The organism is Pseudomonas marvdashtae (assembly GCF_014268655.2).
In the GTDB taxonomy this organism is placed as follows: domain Bacteria; phylum Pseudomonadota; class Gammaproteobacteria; order Pseudomonadales; family Pseudomonadaceae; genus Aquipseudomonas; species Aquipseudomonas marvdashtae.
In genome coordinates, this window is the sequence record NZ_JABWQX020000001.1 from 702,399 (window position 1) to 718,866 (window position 16,468).

Sequence of the window (16,468 nt, forward strand, 5' to 3'; positions counted from 1 at the left end):
AGTGGTTGTCTGGGCTCAGTCGTCTGAGGAACGTTGTTCGGCCTTTAGCGCTTGGCCGGCTACAGTCAGGCGATAGCGTTGCTTGCTGCTGTTGGGCTTGTCTGGAATGGTCATCTCGACCACGCCAAGCGTCAGTAGTGGGGTCAAAACCTGCTTGCGGAACTTGCTGCGGTTGCTGCGCCCGACGAAGGTCATTAGCTCTGGCGCAGTGTGATCGCCTGTCATCTTGCACAGCAGCGTTATCTGCTCTTGCTGCAAAGACAGGCGAGTTTCGGCTTGTTCTTCTTCGACAGCGGACTCAGTCCCTACTTGGTCCCTACTTGGTCCCGACTTAGTCCCTACTTGGTCCCCACTTGGGCCCGAAAGAGGCCCTTTTTCAACGGCGCGCTGAATCACCACCTTGAACTGATTACTCTGCCGGTCGTCCTCCAGCCGGATCATTGGCCAAGCATCGATAGCGCGCGGGATGCCGGTGCCCAGACCGCGATAGGGCAGAATGTGCACAGCATGGGAGGTGAGCGTCGGGTTACGACGGTTGGACATGCCGAATCGAATTTTCTCGGTGTCGAGCACGTCAGGCAGGTGCCCAGGGCTGATCAGTTCGATGCGATCGGCGAAGATCATGATCCGGATGGAGGCGCTGACAAAGTAGTCGCGGTGGATCAGGGCATTGACCAGAAGTTCTTCAAACACCTCCTCCGGCACTTCCAGCTGGCCGAGGGTATTGAAGCCCTGCTGGCGCTGCACGTGGTGTAGGTTGCGCTTTATGAAGGCAAGGCTGCGTCGGTACTGTTCCTGCAGATTGCCGTCGATGTCTTCGCTGTCTAGATAGTGGCGGTCATGCAGAACCGTGCCCGGAAACGCCACGGCTTTGATATCGAACGCCGGGCACAGGCGTTGTGGCGCTTGGCCGAATAGCAGCAAGCCGGCCAAATTGGGTGTGTCGCCACTGGCGAGGCCAAGATTTTCCAGGATGCGGGTGGTTTCCAAACCTGTCTGTTCGGGGCTCTGCCGAAAGCGTCTTTGGAAGTACTCGCCCAGCGCTTTGGCGTCGATATCCGCCACGCTGCTGCCCGCGACCGGTACCGCATCGGCGCACACCAGCCCGGCCTGCTGGAACAAACGCTGCAGTTCTTCACGGGCCGTGACCCGACGCTTGTCGGCGCAGTTCTTTACCCAGATGCGACCCTGGTTGTCGACATAGGGTTTATTCAGCCCTTGTTCGACTGTCACCACCATGACCAGCCCGTGCTCGGTCTGAAAGTTGCTGGACAATGGATTGATCGCCGGACGGACATTCTGTGAGGCCGCGTTGGAGAGCAGCTGATTGAGTCGCGAAATGTCGGCGCTACTCAACCCGCTCACCGCGCCGGAGTCGTCTACGCCAATTAGCAAGTAGCCACCGGACGTATTGGCGAACGCCACCAACTCGGCTGCCAAGGCATCGATATTACTGAAATCGCGCTTGAACTGATGGCGGCTGTCCTCACCACGGTCAAGGATCTGATGAAGCTCGGCAAGGGTCATTAAGCGTCTCTAGGTGTTGCAGTCGATAGCTCGTGCAATAGGAGGGCATTATCCCTCATGAACGAGTACGGTGGCCAACCCAGCGTTCAGGATCGGCCTCATCCCGTCTGTGCCCACAGGTTGTCATTCAGGGCGTCCAGTACCACGCCCAGGTTGCCGCCGAGCATCTTGTCCAGCCGCGTGCTGCCGCCATCGCTCTTGAACGCCTCACCAATCTGCTTCTTGTCAATAACGACCTCGTGCACCAGTTGCTTGGCCAGGCGGTCAAGCCACTTACGCTGAATTTGAGTCCAAGGCTGCAGTATATAAATCGTCTCCATCGCCTTGGTTACGCGCTGTTCGAATGGTAGCAAAGCCTCTCCGAGGGCGGCGCGGCGGATGAAGCCCACGATACTGGCAGCGATTTCCTGGTTGGTCTGGTTGCGCCAGGCGCTTTGCAGGTTCACCTCACTGTAGCCATGCCCGTCGAGCAGCAGGCGCACTTCGCGCAATTGTTCACGAGTCAGGTCTTGCGGACGGCTGACCACTACGCCGAGGGCCACTGACTGGTTCAACTGATTCTTAATGAAGTCGTTGAAGCTTTCCAGATAGTCTGCGGGCTTTTGGTAATCGCCGTAGTTCTGCTCACGGACCATCAGTTCGTCCGTGTGAGTGGCGATCACCGGGTAGTTCAGCGATCCCAGCAGGGCATTAACCGTGGCGAGCTGATCGAGCAGTTGGGCATGCTGTTGGATGAACTGGGCAGCTTGCTGTGGGCCGAGCTGGTGCAGGTGCTGATGCAGTTTGTCCGGGGCTACGCCCCAGGTGTTCTCCAGTTCTGCGAGCTTGGCCTTTAGGGTTGGCTTTTGCTCGGCCTTATGGCTGGCCTTGCGCAGGATGCGCATGACCCGCTGGCTCAACTGGTCCAGGACGTCGTGGGCGTGGCTAGTGTCTGGCTGGTTACCAGGAGCATCGAGGCTGGCTGGGTTGGTTAGCTCGCTGACCAGCTGTTCGAGGCTGATGTTTGGGTCTTTCACTAGCGGTTTCATTGTATCTACTGGCTCGAGGGCAGCGTACAGATCAACCGGATCGTAGATTTTGAATACCGTCTTGCCGATTTCATCGCAGCGGCGAGTCGCCCGGCCCTTCATCTGTTCGTAGAGAATGCGCGAACGCACCCGGCGCATGAACACCAAGTGGCAAATGCGCGGTACGTCGATACCGGTGGTCAACAGGTCGACCGTGATGGCAATGCTCGGGTACCGCTCGTTCTTGTACTGGCGGATCAGTTGTTTGACCTTGTCACTTTGCCCGGTGATGATCTGTACAGCTGCCTGGTTGTAATCCTCGCCGTGAACGTCCTTGAAGGCTTCGTCGAGAAGGTTTTTGACTCGCTCGGCATGGGCTTGGTTAACGCAAAAGATCATCGTTTTTTCATCGCCCGACGGGTCGAGCTCTTGTGCCAGTTGCTCGCAGATGACCTTGTCGAAACCGGGCGTAATCACGCGACGATTGAAGGACTCGATTTCGAAGTCGAGTTCGTCCTCAAGCTCGGCGACATCCACTTCGCCGGTACTCGTATCGATGACGCTGACGCTCTCGCCCTTGGCAAAGTGGATGCCGTTTTGGCTCAGCAGGGTCTGATAGCGGATTGGAGGTTCGTGATCGATCAGCCAGTCGTCAGCCACGGCCTCCCGGTAGCTGTAGGTGTATATCGGAGCCCCGAAGACTTCGCTGGTGTGCTTGGCTGGCGTAGCGGTGAGCCCGACGCGGCAGGCGTCGAAATAGTCGAGCACGCGACGATACTGCGATAGATACTGGTTGAAGTCGCGCACTGCCAGCTCGCCTTCAGTCATTTCCTGATCAAGGGTGTAACCGCGGTGGGCTTCGTCGACGATGATGCAGTCGAAGGCATCGATGGGCGGCGGAGTGTCCGACTGGAAGATGCGCTTGACCATGGCCTGCACAGTGGCGACCTGAACCCGTGTTTCAGCTTCGGCAGCCATGTCACCTAGTTCTTTGACGTCGTAGATCTGCGCCAGCGTGTGGTTCTGTTCCAGCGTCGCCTCATTGAAGGCTTCGATGGCCTGTTCCCCCAAGGCGCTGCGATCGACCAGGAAAAGAATACGGCGAAAGCGCTCGGCCTTCAGCAGGCGGTACATCAAGCCAATGATAGTGCGCGTTTTGCCGGTTCCGGTCGCCATGGCCAGCAGACAGTTGCGGCGATCGGCGGCTAGGGCCTGTTCGACGGCGCGGATGGCGTTTTCCTGATAGTCACGTAGCTTGAGATAGGCGAAGCCTTCCTGCTGTAGTTTCGCCTCGGCGTCCTCACGGCTGCGTTTGAGCAGGTCGAGTAGGCCGTCTGGTGTGTGGAAGTCCTGCAACGGCCGGCGCAGATTGGCCGGGCTGCGCAAGTCGCGAAACCAGATGCCGGACAGCTCGGCGAGTTGCTTAATGAAGGGGCGACCATTGCAGGCAAAGGCGAACGGGACCTTGAAATGGCTGCCCTGGCCGTCGGCCCACCCCACGCTCTTCCCGGCCGGTTGCAGATCGTTAGTAACGATCAACTGGCGTGAATAGCGCTCGGCTTGGGGAATGCGGTCGGCTATGTTGACGCGCTTGCGTTTGGCTTCGACGATGGCGACAGGCATGAGGCCGGCAAACAGCACGTAATCAGCGTTCTCTTTCGCCTTGCTGGTTGGCCATTCGGCGATGGCCTTGTTTTTGCCCTTCTCGGGCCGAGCGCCGTTGCTGTAGGTAAGGTCGAGCGAATCGGCCTCCCAACCCGCATCGTTCAACTGTTGATCGATGAGGATACGGGTGAGGTCTTCGTTAGGATCGAACTGGCTGCTGGCCTGCTGAGTCTTGCGCGTCACCTGCTGGACAGCTTGGGGCTGATCCTCAAGTTGTTGCTGCAGCACTTTGAGCCGCGCTTCAAAATCGGCTCGGGCCTTGGATAGCTCTGCCTCGCGCTCCAGAGCAATCTGCTCGTAGATACGCGCTTCCTCGTTCATCTGTCCGGCGAGACTGGCTTGCTCTTGCTTTTCTTGCGCCAATAGCTCTGCTAACTGGTGGTTGTTCTCCAGTTGCTGACGACTGTCGCCCAGCTCTGCACGAAGTTTTTCGATCTGCCCCTGCAGCTCACGCAGAGGCTCACTCGGATCGACCGGAACCATGAAAGGCCCAGGCTTGAAGGCGCTGCCGCCCTTGCCGAATGACTGGTGGTACCAGATCGCCAAGGCGCGGGCGACCTTCAGCCCATCCAGTGCTTCACGATGCAGGGTGCGGAATTCGTGGGTAGCTTTGTTGCCTTCGACTCGCAGCGTATGGAACAGGTTACGGATGTTACCGTCGAGCTTGATTTCACGACTCAGGCGGTACAGCAGGTCAGCTTGGGACGTGGTGGCATCGAACTCAATGCCTGCTCTTACCGCCAGATCCTGGGCGAGCGCTTCGCCCAATTGACGCAGTTTGATCAGCGTCGTGTTGGGGTCACTGGAAAAAACTCGCTCGGCCGTATTGGCAAGTTGGAAAAAGACCGAATCGTGTTCTTTGAAGAAGGCGAAGTTGCTGCTCTCTGCCATGTTCCATCCTTGAGTGAGTCACCGGTCATCCCGAGAGTGCCGACGCAATGAGGGCATAATGCCATGCGAAGCGTGGCGCGTGAATAACAGTGTGTGCTGTACGAACGCTTACAAAAAACAGCCCCGCGTGGTGGCAGGGCACCTTTACATTTTATGCAGCTACGTCGATAACCGTCACAGAACGTCAATCATTTGGCAGAGCTAATATCCGGCGTACCCTTCATCCTCGCGAGCCTCCCAATAAAACGTAAACAGCACCAACTGCTCCACCGGCTCATAAAACATCATTATCAGATCCGCACCCCAACTCTGATAATGATGGGCGGGCACGCTCGCCACGTGATGAAACAGATGGCCAGCGGGGCTGCGCGGGTATCCTGTTGTTACTCCGTGCTCCTCGTTTTCCACATAACTCAGCGAAAGACCGGAAATCGGAAACTTCAAGTAGTCTGCTACACCGCCGATCTGCTCGACAAACGTCATCCGCTCAACGTCATACAAGGGGATGTTTTCGGCTAACGCTGATGGGGAGAACAGGCGCCCCGAGTTCTGATAAAGCTTCTTGGCCGCTTCATACGCAGCTTTCTGATCCGCGTACATCTCGAGCAGACTCGCGCGCGCCTCCACATAAGGGTCGGCCAAATGTTGGTTATCCGCATGGAGGAAGAAATAGCGCGGGTCGCCCATCAGGCGATACCGCCCTTCCTCGACCTTGAAACCAATCCAATTGGTATGCAAGAGCGGAGAATGCCACGAGGTCTCTTCGGTCGCTTGACCCACAAATTGGTGTTCTGTCGGTTCCATTGGCCCCAGCATGGTCAGATACCCGGACCACTCGGGATTAACCACACTGAGGTCGATGCCGAAAAACGGTTGCAAGTGTTCGATGAGCTCCGCCTGTTCGGGCACGAAAACTGTTTCGGGGTCTGGGAACGGGTAAAGCCCGTAGGGTACTTGCCTGTAATCCGGCCAGCGTTGCTCAACCTCACGAAGCACAGCCCCGGCTTCAGGGTCTTTGTCCAACCCTATCTTGTAAGCGCTCAGAAGGGCTTGTACCGCATCAAAATGCTCTGAACTAAGTTGCCCTAGATCATCAGCAGTCACCACATACCTGTCGCGGTCACGCATCGACAGCACGATCGATCGTAAACATTTCGCGGAGGCACTGTAGTCGTTGACGAGCACGTCCTTGTATCTGAGAAAGGCGGATTCGCTCATGTTTTTTCGTCCTTAGCACAAGTCTGTGAGTGCCCTCCACATTGCCGAGGGAAAGAGGTTGGCGGACTTTACGTCTCATTACGCAAATGCAGCAACCTGCATGCTGACGCGCCTTTCGATTTGGTTAGTAGCGGGTGCGGTAGCGGCTGTCACCACTGATTGGTTCAGAGTGCTGAGTTGGCCCAATCGTGCTGAGCAGGGTGGCAGCATCGACCGGCTCTAAGTGGCTTATGGCCGATGGAGACGAAGTTTATGCGGGGGAGCAGAAAGATGAGAAAACGCCTGAAAACTTTACGCAATTAGCGTTAAACACTGGCCTCGGCAACAAACCCCCTATCCAGAGCCTCATAACCTGCTCCGATTGTTTACCTGTATGAACAGACAACATGGACGGAGCGGCTGCTTTTGCTTAGGGTATGGCCATTCGATATTACCTGCAAGGCAGCCGGCATGAAGCGTGAACAGTTTTTGCTCCAACCTGAAGTCGAGGCTTTTGTTGAATGGCTGGCGACGAATTTGCCAGCCCTGACGTTCAAGCTTCGTTTCAAATCCAGCAAATTTGTACCGGGCGGTTTGCAGGAGGATGTTCGCGGTTTCGAGCAGGTGCTGGCGCACTATCGTTGGAAGGCCAGCTGGCTGGACAGCAATCAGACATCGGTGGGCTCGCAAACCTGGGCGCAAACGCAACGTTCTCTCGGCCAGCTTCGCGAGTGGCTCAAGAGTGCAGTTGAGCGCGGTGATGAGCCGCAAGCGCTGCAGGCGTGTTTGCAGATTCTTCGCTGGGGCGGCGTGCGCGGTGCCATCCCGTTTTTGCATCGTCTGGCCGCCAAGGGTGAGTTGTCAGCTTATCTGCAAAAGATGGTCGGGCTCATGACGCTGGATGGCGACAATGACCTGGATGAGCTTGACGCGAACAGCGTTGAGCGTTTCGATGCGGGCCTGACCAAGATTCACGCACTGCTCGATGTGTCGGGTTCGCCGATTTATGACAGCCGCGTCGGTGCTGCCATGGGCATGTTTTATTCGTTGTTTCGTGAGCAGTGGACGGGTGGGGGAAAACCGCTGTTGTCGTTCCCGTCCGGTGGTGCGCGCGGCAGCCAGATCCGCAATCCCGGAGCGTTCACCAACGGCTTGGCGGCGCCGCAGTTTTCTTCGATTCGCTATGAGGCATGGGCTCGCTGCCAAGTGCGCCTGGGGTGGATCATCCGTGCCCTGCTCGAGCGTACAGACTGGTTCGCTGACCAAGGCACGCTGCCTGCACGGTGCCATGCGTTCGAAGCCAGTCTGTTCATGCTCGGTTATGACCTGCGCTGCTTTGGCGGGGCACTTAAAACTGCCGCGCTCCTGGAGGATGAGGACAAACCCGATCGCGAGAGCACGGGTTGGGTGCCGACGGGGAATACGTTCAATCGGGTGATCGCGGATTATCTGGAATTCCGCCGCGACGGTGGGCAGCCGGATAAGACTTCCTTCGTCGACTGGCAGGTAGCGAACCGTGCTGTTTCCCGCTCGACCGCGCAAGGCAACTGTTTTGCGTTTTCCATGCAGGAGTTCGACTTGTTCAACCGTTCACTTGAAGAGCTCACGCGGATCGTCAACGGGGGGGAAGACGGGTTGCTTGCGGCCTTGTCCAGCGAGGTGCTGGAGCCCTTCACCCTGGGGGACGAGCGGGTCAACGTGTGCCTGGTAGATGTATTGATCACTGGACGGGTGTACCAGCGAGAGACGACGGGCGAGGCGCGTGTCGAATCCATTCTGGCCGCCGGCTACGCAGGTACTCCCAATACCGCCAATACGCTCATGGCTTTGGGTCGCAATGTCGGCAAGCACTTTGGGCTGCTCGATGCCGAGCATTTGCCAACGCCGCTTTTCGAGCTGTTCTTTGGCGAGTGTTCGCTGGAGGCCTGAGCCTCACATTAGCTTCGCTTACCGTGCAGCGGTCCCGGGCACTTCACAGGATCAGTCTCGCCCATGCAAATGCGCAATGGCACACGTCTTTATTCCGCCTCGGACCTCTGCGGTTTTCTTGAGTGTCAGCACCTCACGACGCTGGATCTTGCGCACCTGGTCAAGCCGATGGAAAAAGCGCCATCGAGTGAACAGAACCGCTTGATCCAGGATAAGGGTCTGGCCCACGAGGCGGCTTATTTCGATCGCCTCAAGAGCCAATATGCCAATGTGGTCGACATCGCCGAAGGTGCCCCGAGTTTTGCCCGCCGCGTCGAGCTGACGATTCTGGCCATGCAAGCGGGTGCAGACATCATTTTCCAGGCATCGCTGCAGGACGGCCCCTTGATTGGCCATGCTGACTTTCTGCGTAAAGTGCCGATGCCATCGGCTCTGGGTGAGCACAGCTATGAAGTGATCGACACCAAGCTGGCGAAAACCGCCAAGGCCAAGTTTCTGGTACAGACCGCGCTGTATTCGCGCCTGTTGGTGCCGATCCAAGGCGTGCAGCCGCATTACATGTATGTGGTGCTCGGTGATGCGGCGTGTACGGAGCAGGCCTTTCGCGTGGCGGACTACGCCGACTATCTGGAACATGTGTTGCAGCGCTTCAACGCTTTCACAAGTCTTGCCGAGCCGCCCGCCACTTACCCTGATCCCTGTGGGCATTGCGGGTTTTGTGGTTGGCGCGAGCGCTGTGACGAGCAACGCCAGCAGGACGATCACCTCTCGGCCGTCGCGGGTATCAGCCGCTCGCAGATCAATAAACTGCACAACGCTGGCGTCACGACGCTGCGCCAGTTGGCCCAAAGTCCGGACACTCTGCGTGTCGCCAACCTGCAGGGGGAGTCGTTGAGCAAGTTGCGTCATCAGGCGCGTATGCAGCTGCAGGGGCGCGCCAGTGATCGCCCGTTGTTCGAGCTGCTGCCACCCGCCGGCGCGCACCGTGGTTTCAACCGGATGCCGCCAGCGGTCGAGGGCGATCTGTTCTTTGACATGGAAGGCAATCCGCTCGAAGAGGGCGGCCTTGAGTACTTGTTTGGGCTCTACATCAACGAGGGCGGCAAGCAAACGTTCAAAGCCTTCTGGGCGCATAGCCGTGCTGAGGAACGAATCGCTTTCGAGCAATTCATCGACTGGGTGACCGCCCATCTCAAGCGTTACCCCGACGCGCACATCTACCACTACGCCAGCTATGAAGAGACCGCGATCAAGCGTCTGATGAGCCAGCACGGCACTCGCGAAGCCCAGGTAGACGGGCTGCTGCGCAACGGCAAACTGATCGATCTTTACAAGATGGTGCGTGAAGCGATTCGGGTGTCGGAGCCCAGTTATTCGATCAAGAACATCGAGCACTTTTACATGGCTCAGCGCGAGGGCGATGTGACCAATGCTGGCGCCAGCATTGTGTTTTATGAGCAGTGGAAAGAAACCGGCGACTCGGCATTGCTTGAGCAGATCGAGCGTTACAACGAAGACGACGTGAAATCCACTTTTCTCCTGCGTGACTGGCTGCTGGGCATCAAACCGGCAGGTGCTGGCGGGTTTTGCGTACCTGAGCCCGTCACCGTGACCTCGGGCACCGAACCCACCGACGTGGAGATTCGACTGGAGAGCTATCGCCAGCGTCTGCTCGATGGACCGCACGCCGAAGACCCGGTACGCGTGCTGACCTTCCAACTGCTCGACTTCCATCGTCGTGCCGACAAGCCTATCTGGTGGCAAATGTTCAGTCGCCGGGACATGACCACCGAGGAGCTTTTGGAAGATATCGAAAGCCTCGCGGGGTTGCAGCGCACGTCGACACCGCGTGAACCGATCAAGCGGTCGTTCTTGTACGAATACCGTTTCGAGCCGCAGGAAACCAAGTTGCGGACAGGCTCTAAAGGCCTTGTCGCCGAGACCCAGGCCAGCATCGAATTGCATCACCTGGACTTCGACCTGGGGCTGGCGACCTTCAAGGCGACCGAGGAAAAAGCGCCACCCGAATATTTCGACATGATTCCCGACCGGCCAATCCCGACGGACGCTCTGCGTGACGCGTTGTTGCGTTATGCCAACAGCGTGCTGGCCGGCGGCAAGCGTTTCCAGGCAGTGACCGACTTCCTGCATCGACGTGCTCCACGGGTGAATGGCGTGGAGCCGGGGGCGCCGCTGCTCGACCCAGGCCTGCCACCGTTGGACGCCATCAAGCAAGTGGTGCGCAATCTCGACCAGTGCGTGCTGTTTATTCAGGGCCCGCCGGGCACCGGCAAGACTTACACCGGCTCGCACGTCATTGTCGATTTGCTCAAGGCGGGTAAGCGCATCGGCGTCACGTCCAACTCGCACCACGCCATCAATAACCTGCTGGCAGCGGTGGAAGCGCAAGCGCTGGAAGAGGGCGTCACGTTCAGCGGCTTGAAAAAGTCTGCGGACGGGGAGGGCAATGAGTTCGAAGGCCGCTGCATTCGCTCCATCGAAAACAAGAAGGCATTTCTCGCCGCATGCGTGCCTTCTATTGCCTTGACGGCCGGCACGGTCTGGATACTGGCGAACGATGCGTTTACCGAGCAACTGGACTACCTGTTCATCGACGAAGCCGGGCAGGTGAGTGTGGCCAACCTAGTCGCAATGGGCATGGCGGCACGCAACATCGTACTGATGGGGGATCAGATGCAACTGTCGCAGCCGGTGCAGGGTGTGCACCCGGGGCGCTCCGGGGACTCCATACTCGACTACCTGCTGGACGGCACGCCGACCATTGCGGCGGATCGTGGCGTGTTCCTGGCAACCACCTGGCGAATGCACCCGGACGTATGCTCGTTCATTTCCCAGGCGGTTTACCAAGGGCAGCTCTCTTCGGCGCCCGGCACCGAGCGGCAGGTTTTGCTGCTGGACGGCCAACGTCCGGAGATACCTGCCAGCGGTCTGATGTTCTGCCCTGTTCAGCACGATGGCAACAGCCAGAGTTCGAACGAGGAGGCCGCGCAGGTCAAAGCGCTTTACGCCTACTTTCTAGAGCAACGGTTCATCGACAGCGAAGGTCAGGAGCACGCGATAGGTCTCGAAAACATCCTGGTCGTGGCGCCGTATAACTTGCAGGTTCAAGTACTCAAGCAGGCACTTCCCGCAGGTGCCCGGGTGGGTACCGTGGATAAATTTCAGGGGCAGGAAGCAGAGATTGTCATCGTATCGATGGCGACCTCCAACGAAAACTACTTGCCGCGTGACATCGGTTTTCTGTACTCGAAGAACCGCTTGAACGTGGCGGTCAGTCGCGCCAAATCCCTGGCCTGCATCGTCGCCAGCCCGGACCTCACCGCTGTCCGTTGCGTGACACCCCAAGAGATGAGTCTGGTAAACGGCTTGTGCATGGCCGTCAGACACGGCGCGGTACAAAGCCATGCTTGAGCACATGGAAGACAGAGCCGAGCTTGGCCTTAACGACTGGCACTTTTGTGTATTGCTCGATGTTGGTCCGCCGCTCGATCCAATGGGCATGAATCAACGTGATCTGGCCGGCGATACACCGCTGGACATGGCCTACCGTCTGAGCCGTCGGGAACTGACAGGCACACTTGAGTCACTGGGTGCGCTTGGCGATCTGCAGTTTCGCGATTGGCCCAGTTTGGGCACGTTCATGCCCCACGACAAGTACATTCACCAACCGGCCCGATTCGGCAATGTCAAAATACTGCACGCGCGTCACCAGCTCGGCGGCAGTCTCAACGACCGTGACGTACTGGGTAATACGCCGCTGCATTTGCTGCTGACCCATGGGCACTTGAAGGCCGCCCGGTATTTCATCACCCATTACGCCAAATATGGCCTTGATCTGTACGCGAAGAACAGCGAGGGCAATACCCCACGAAATATTGCCCAGCTCCATGGCGAACAAGCGCTGGCGCAAGCGCTACTCGACGCTGAGATCAACAACAGTGTGCGTGCGCTGCGCCTCTGGCGAGAGATGGGGCTTAATCATGCAAGAGCCACGGACGCAGTTCCTTGATGTTGCTGACCACGATCTGCTGAGCCTCGGGGTTGGTTGCCTGGTTTCTCGGGTCGACCTGATAGCGGCGCAATACGTACTTGACCAATGCCTTGCGACTAGGGACTACCAGTTGGCCATCCGTCATGCCGAAGTCGGTTTCGATGATGGCTTGCTGAGCGGCGTTCAAGCGGCCATCGGGGGTGAAGATGATCGGCACTTCGGTGTTCCACTCCTCATCCAGCTCGCGGGTGTCCTGCGACTCATCGAGCAGATCCGGCTCGCCGCGCAGGCGGCTGAGTACAAAGTCGCGATACTGGCGGTTCTTCTCGCAATACGCGCGCACATGCCAGCGCATGCCGGTGTAGACCAGCGTGTGTGGGGCAATCAGGCGGATTTCCACATTTGGTGTGTTGAGCGAAACGTATTCGGTTTCCAGGCGCAGACCATCGCGGCAAGCCTTGAGTAATGGACGCAGAACCTCCGGCCGAATCGGACGATCCGGGACTTCCAGGACCTTGGTATGGGCGTAGGCCAGGGCGAGCCCATCAATGTGCAGAGCGCGCTCGTTGTTCTGGTAAAGCAGATGCAAATAAGCGCTGGCGCTGTCGTCGATAAACAGCGGCGAGAACGTCTTGCTCGGGACGTAGCCTTTTATTTTTTTGTCATATGTAAGGTTTTTAGGCGCATGTTCCGTGATGTACGTGTTGATGTCCTTGGACGCCTGTTGGCGGCTGATGCCGAAGCTCTGGATCAGGTGTCCCGTGGTCAACCGGCCCTCCCACCAGGCAACGGTCTCGATCAAACGATAGCGAAGTGCCAGGTCCCAGCGAACCTGCTCGACGGATTGCTTGCGTTTCATACCCTCTCCATGTGCGCGAATACTTTACCTGTATAAGTCTACATTCTAGACCTGTCGCGTTTCACTACATATCTTGTGTCTGGCATTCGAGATGAATTGAAGTCACGGAAGGAAGTGGACATGAGTATGTCGGAAATGGTTTCGACAGCGGCGTTGGTGATGATGGTGGCAATCCTGCTGGTGTTACTGCATCAGTGTCTGAGATTGCGTGATCTCTGGCATATGGCGCTGGGCTGCCAAAAAAATGCGCGCTGGGCGCGGATCTCGGAAGTGGAAAACCGCGAACTGCGTTCTGCGTTGCGGGCCGAGAAAGAACACGTTCAGCAGTTGCAAAGAAAGCTGGTGATTTTGCAGGAATTGATCCCGGCAGAGGGATGAGGAAAGGACATGAACAGACTTGAACGGATCAAGGGTTGCCTGCTCGGCGGCGCCGTCGGTGATGCGCTGGGCGCCCCGGTGGAGTTTCTCGAGTGGTCTGCAATTGAAGCCAGGTTCGGTCCACAAGGTATCGTTGATTTTGCGCCTGCTTTTGGTATCACAGGCGCCATCACCGATGATACGCAGATGATGCTTTTCACCGCCGAAGGCTTGCTGCGGGCTTATGTGGGCGGCAGCTCTCGAGGGGCGTGCCACGTCCCGAGCATCATTCATCATGCATTGCTGCGCTGGCTGATGACCCAGGACTACCCTGCGGCAATGCCGATCGATGTGGACGGCTGGTTGATCCAGCAATCGCAGCTCTGGTCTCGGCGCGCCCCTGGCATGACTTGCCTGGGTGCACTCAAGGCCAGTCCACGGCTCGGCGCAGTTGCCGAGAACAACAGCAAAGGCTGTGGCGCCTTGATGCGCGTTGCACCCTGCGCCTTTTTTGCCAACGCCTTTGACTACGCTGCCCAGTCTGGGCGCCTGACTCACGGGCATCCTACGGGTTATCTGGCAGCCGGATTGTTTGCCGATATTCTCCAGCGCATTGTCGATCGGCAAGACAGCCTGGAGCATGCGGTTACTCAGAGCCTGGCCAAATATGGGCAGACGCCGGGTATGGAAGAAACACGCAGTCTCATTGAGCGTGTACTTTTCTTCTTTTACGAGGGCTATCAGCCGACGCCTCAACGGATAGGCGAACTCGGTGGTGGGTGGGTCGCCGAAGAAACGCTGGCTATTGGGTTGTGGTGCGCCCTGGCAGCGCCTTCGTTCGAAGAGGGCGTGATCATGGCGGTAAATCACAGTGGCGATAGCGACAGCACCGGGCTCATCGCCGGGCATTTGTTGGGTGCTCAGTATGGTGCTGCGGCGATTCCTGCTCGGTGGTTGGAGCCATTGGAGTTACGTGAAGTCATCGTGCAAGTTGCCGAGGATATGGAGCGTATTCCGCAGGAATACTGTGGGTATGGCGGAGAGTTTGATCAGCAGATCGAGCAGGCGTATCCCGCTTGCTGAAAGTACTGAAGGAAATGACCATGGATAAATGTTCAGGAGAGCCGCAATGCCAATCAAACCCAGACCTTTCACTTTTGTGTGTGATGAGTGTGGTTGGAAAAAAACTGTAGCACCCCGCAGTGATGCATTGAGGCCCGGTGATTGGTTTGCTCGCTGCCCCAAATGCGGTAGCGAGGCGTTGAGCCATCGGTCAGCGGACGTTTTCGATCGCACAGTGGCTGAATGGCTGGCGCGGCTACGACGCTTTTGATTGCTCGTTATGACGCGTAGTGATGTCATGCGCTGCAGTCGAGTGTGACATCACCTGCAACCTTCTCAGGTCGCTGGCGAAGCGCTCATGTTGCTGCGTGCGGATTGCGGATCGCCAGGGTGACATGCACATCATCCACAAGGCGAACTTCACCGTGCAGTAGACTGCCCTTGATCAGCACCTGCGGGTCGATACGAAGGCCCGCGCGGATCATGCTGAAGCTCAGGCCAGTGGTGGCAATCGCGTTGCCGAACTCCACGATGATTTTTTTCACATCGAGCTTGATCGCCAGCACCCGAATCTCGAACTGCTCGCCAATGACTAGCGGACGATTGAGCCATGAGCGGCGAATTCGGTAGATCAGTTCGTGGCCGCGTTGTACCTCTTCGTCTTCGGCTACACCACCGACGATGCGGGTTATCGTTTCGAGCATTTCCTGCTTGAGTTCACCGAAGGCGCCGACCATTTCGTTGAGTCGGCGCTGGTCATTGCGTAAGCGTTCGATCTGCTGCTTTACAGTTGCACGTCGTTTCTCAGCCAAATTCTCGGCGATGGGCAGGAGCTCGTTCATGGCAGCCAGCAGCTCACGGTTGCTGGCCGCGGCATTACTGTTGTGGGCGATGATAGCGTCCAGCACTCGTGCGCAAGCCAAACGCTTCTGGGTGCGCTTGGGCTGGCTATTGAGCGTATCCAGCCAGGCGCGTGCGTCATCGCCGGCAATGTGCTGACCATTGAGATCACCCAGTGGGGCAGCCCAAGCCATCAATCCGGCCCTTATGATGCCCGCGTCGTCGAGTGCCTGCGCTGTGCTGTTGAGGATCGCCTGGATGCGTGAACGACCAACCAGATCCGCCTGGGTGACGACGAAGAAGATCGGTTTGGGATGGTTGAGGGTACGCAGAAACTCCAGGTCATCGCGGCGGATCGATCCGTTCTTGGCGCTGAGCAGCCAGATTACATGGTCGGCGTCGGCGAGCTGGCGCTGGGCGATCCGTGCATCGCTGTGCTCCGCGTCGTTGCGGTCGGCCTTGCTGTAGCCGGGCGTGTCGAGGAATGCGAGGCGCTGCCACAGGCCGGGCAAATGGATCATCAGCAGGCGCAGGACATGAGCGAAACCAACCTCCACGCCGAGCGTTTCCTGGTAATGCTTCTGGAAGGCATGGGTGATTGCCTGCAGAGCGCTGCGATCCAGCGCGACCTCCTGGGTGAAGCTGTTCAGCGCAATGATTTCCTCACGCTCACCCTGCACGATGTAACTGGGAATCGCGGTGGTGGGCTCAAGCGATTCAGGTAGCACATCGACACAGAGCAGGCTGTTGAGAAAGCGTGACTTGCCCGCACTGAAGCCGCCGCCGACACCAATTACTGTCTTGTTGGCCAGGTCGGGGAAAGCAACCAGGTCCTCCAGCGACTGCTCAAGCGCCACCAACTCGCGATAGGCTTGTGCCTCGGCCGGATAGTCGTCGCGTGCCGCGAGATTGACGAAGCTCTGGTGGATTAGCTGGTGCAAACGGTGTAACTGCCGACGATGTTCGCTGTGGATCACGCCCTGAGGCTGGGCGATCAGTCGGGTGATAAGTTGGAGGCCCAGTGCCGAATCTGCCAGATAAGGGTTGGCAGTTTCGGCTTCGGCGGCCTCCAGTTCTTCGAGGGAGAAGCTGAAATCAAGGGACATTTAGAATTCTTCTGTT

The 16,468-nt window shown here is 57.9% G+C and carries 10 protein-coding genes; 5 read left to right on the top strand and 5 right to left on the bottom strand.

The window, feature by feature from the left end; translation table 11 throughout:
• Positions 1 to 15: 15 nt before the first annotated feature.
• The 3 genes from HU742_RS03320 to HU742_RS03330 form a co-directional block, all read right to left on the bottom strand.
• Positions 16 to 1,527, bottom strand: coding sequence for an RNA/DNA-binding domain-containing protein (locus HU742_RS03320; protein WP_186643948.1), 1,512 nt, complete (start codon positions 1,525 to 1,527; stop codon positions 16 to 18).
• Between the two features lie 98 nt (positions 1,528 to 1,625).
• Complete coding sequence (gene hsdR / locus HU742_RS03325) at positions 1,626 to 5,090, bottom strand: type I restriction-modification system endonuclease (RefSeq protein WP_186639473.1); 3,465 nt, start codon at positions 5,088 to 5,090, stop codon at positions 1,626 to 1,628.
• Between the two features lie 201 nt (positions 5,091 to 5,291).
• Entirely contained in the window at positions 5,292 to 6,308 is a 1,017-nt protein-coding gene (locus tag HU742_RS03330; RefSeq protein ID WP_225923547.1) for a hypothetical protein, read from the bottom strand.
• 450 nt (positions 6,309 to 6,758) lie between these two features.
• Here HU742_RS03330 and HU742_RS03335 point away from each other — a divergent pair, with 450 nt between their 5' ends.
• From HU742_RS03335 to HU742_RS03345, 3 genes are all read left to right on the top strand, one after another.
• Positions 6,759 to 8,216, top strand: coding sequence for a hypothetical protein (locus HU742_RS03335; RefSeq protein WP_186639475.1), 1,458 nt, complete (start codon positions 6,759 to 6,761; stop codon positions 8,214 to 8,216).
• A 63-nt stretch (positions 8,217 to 8,279) separates the two neighbouring features.
• Entirely contained in the window at positions 8,280 to 11,648 is a 3,369-nt protein-coding gene (locus HU742_RS03340) for a TM0106 family RecB-like putative nuclease (RefSeq protein WP_186639477.1), read from the top strand.
• The gene (locus tag HU742_RS03345; protein WP_186639479.1) at positions 11,641 to 12,246 is read left to right on the top strand and encodes an ankyrin repeat domain-containing protein; all 606 of its coding nucleotides are present in this window, start codon (positions 11,641 to 11,643) and stop codon (positions 12,244 to 12,246) included. The genes HU742_RS03340 and HU742_RS03345 overlap by 8 nt, the downstream gene beginning before the upstream one ends.
• Here the strand turns inward: HU742_RS03345 and HU742_RS03350 are convergent.
• The gene (locus HU742_RS03350) at positions 12,212 to 13,087 is read right to left on the bottom strand and encodes a BrxR family helix-turn-helix transcriptional regulator (RefSeq protein WP_053181870.1); all 876 of its coding nucleotides are present in this window, start codon (positions 13,085 to 13,087) and stop codon (positions 12,212 to 12,214) included. The two genes, HU742_RS03345 and HU742_RS03350, sit on opposite strands and share 35 nt — an antisense overlap.
• Before the next feature lie 120 nt (positions 13,088 to 13,207).
• Here HU742_RS03350 and HU742_RS03355 point away from each other — a divergent pair, with 120 nt between their 5' ends.
• Together HU742_RS03355 and HU742_RS03360 are read left to right on the top strand one after the other, a co-directional pair.
• Entirely contained in the window at positions 13,208 to 13,465 is a 258-nt protein-coding gene (locus HU742_RS03355; RefSeq protein ID WP_053181873.1) for a hypothetical protein, read from the top strand.
• Between the two features lie 9 nt (positions 13,466 to 13,474).
• On the top strand, positions 13,475 to 14,527 hold the full coding sequence (locus HU742_RS03360; protein WP_053181877.1) for an ADP-ribosylglycohydrolase family protein: 1,053 nt from the start codon (positions 13,475 to 13,477) through the stop codon (positions 14,525 to 14,527).
• 335 nt (positions 14,528 to 14,862) lie between these two features.
• On the opposite strand, the gene HU742_RS03365 is transcribed toward HU742_RS03360, so the two are convergent.
• Entirely contained in the window at positions 14,863 to 16,452 is a 1,590-nt protein-coding gene (locus HU742_RS03365; protein WP_053181880.1) for a dynamin family protein, read from the bottom strand.
• Positions 16,453 to 16,468 lie beyond the last annotated feature (16 nt).

What these genes read in the sequence shown, in the direction of transcription:
- HU742_RS03345 (WP_186639479.1), top strand. Translation starts at nt 11,641, where the DNA reads ATGCTTGAGCACATGGAAGACAGAGCCGAGCTTGGCCTTAACGACTGG.
- HU742_RS03340 (WP_186639477.1), top strand. Translation starts at nt 8,280, where the DNA reads ATGCAAATGCGCAATGGCACACGTCTTTATTCCGCCTCGGACCTCTGC.
- HU742_RS03360 (WP_053181877.1), top strand. Translation starts at nt 13,475, where the DNA reads ATGAACAGACTTGAACGGATCAAGGGTTGCCTGCTCGGCGGCGCCGTC.
- HU742_RS03320 (WP_186643948.1), bottom strand. Translation starts at nt 1,527, where the DNA reads ATGACCCTTGCCGAGCTTCATCAGATCCTTGACCGTGGTGAGGACAGC.
- HU742_RS03355 (WP_053181873.1), top strand. Translation starts at nt 13,208, where the DNA reads ATGAGTATGTCGGAAATGGTTTCGACAGCGGCGTTGGTGATGATGGTG.
- hsdR (WP_186639473.1), bottom strand. Translation starts at nt 5,090, where the DNA reads ATGGCAGAGAGCAGCAACTTCGCCTTCTTCAAAGAACACGATTCGGTC.
- HU742_RS03365 (WP_053181880.1), bottom strand. Translation starts at nt 16,452, where the DNA reads ATGTCCCTTGATTTCAGCTTCTCCCTCGAAGAACTGGAGGCCGCCGAA.
- HU742_RS03350 (WP_053181870.1), bottom strand. Translation starts at nt 13,087, where the DNA reads ATGAAACGCAAGCAATCCGTCGAGCAGGTTCGCTGGGACCTGGCACTT.
- HU742_RS03335 (WP_186639475.1), top strand. Translation starts at nt 6,759, where the DNA reads ATGAAGCGTGAACAGTTTTTGCTCCAACCTGAAGTCGAGGCTTTTGTT.
- HU742_RS03330 (WP_225923547.1), bottom strand. Translation starts at nt 6,308, where the DNA reads ATGAGCGAATCCGCCTTTCTCAGATACAAGGACGTGCTCGTCAACGAC.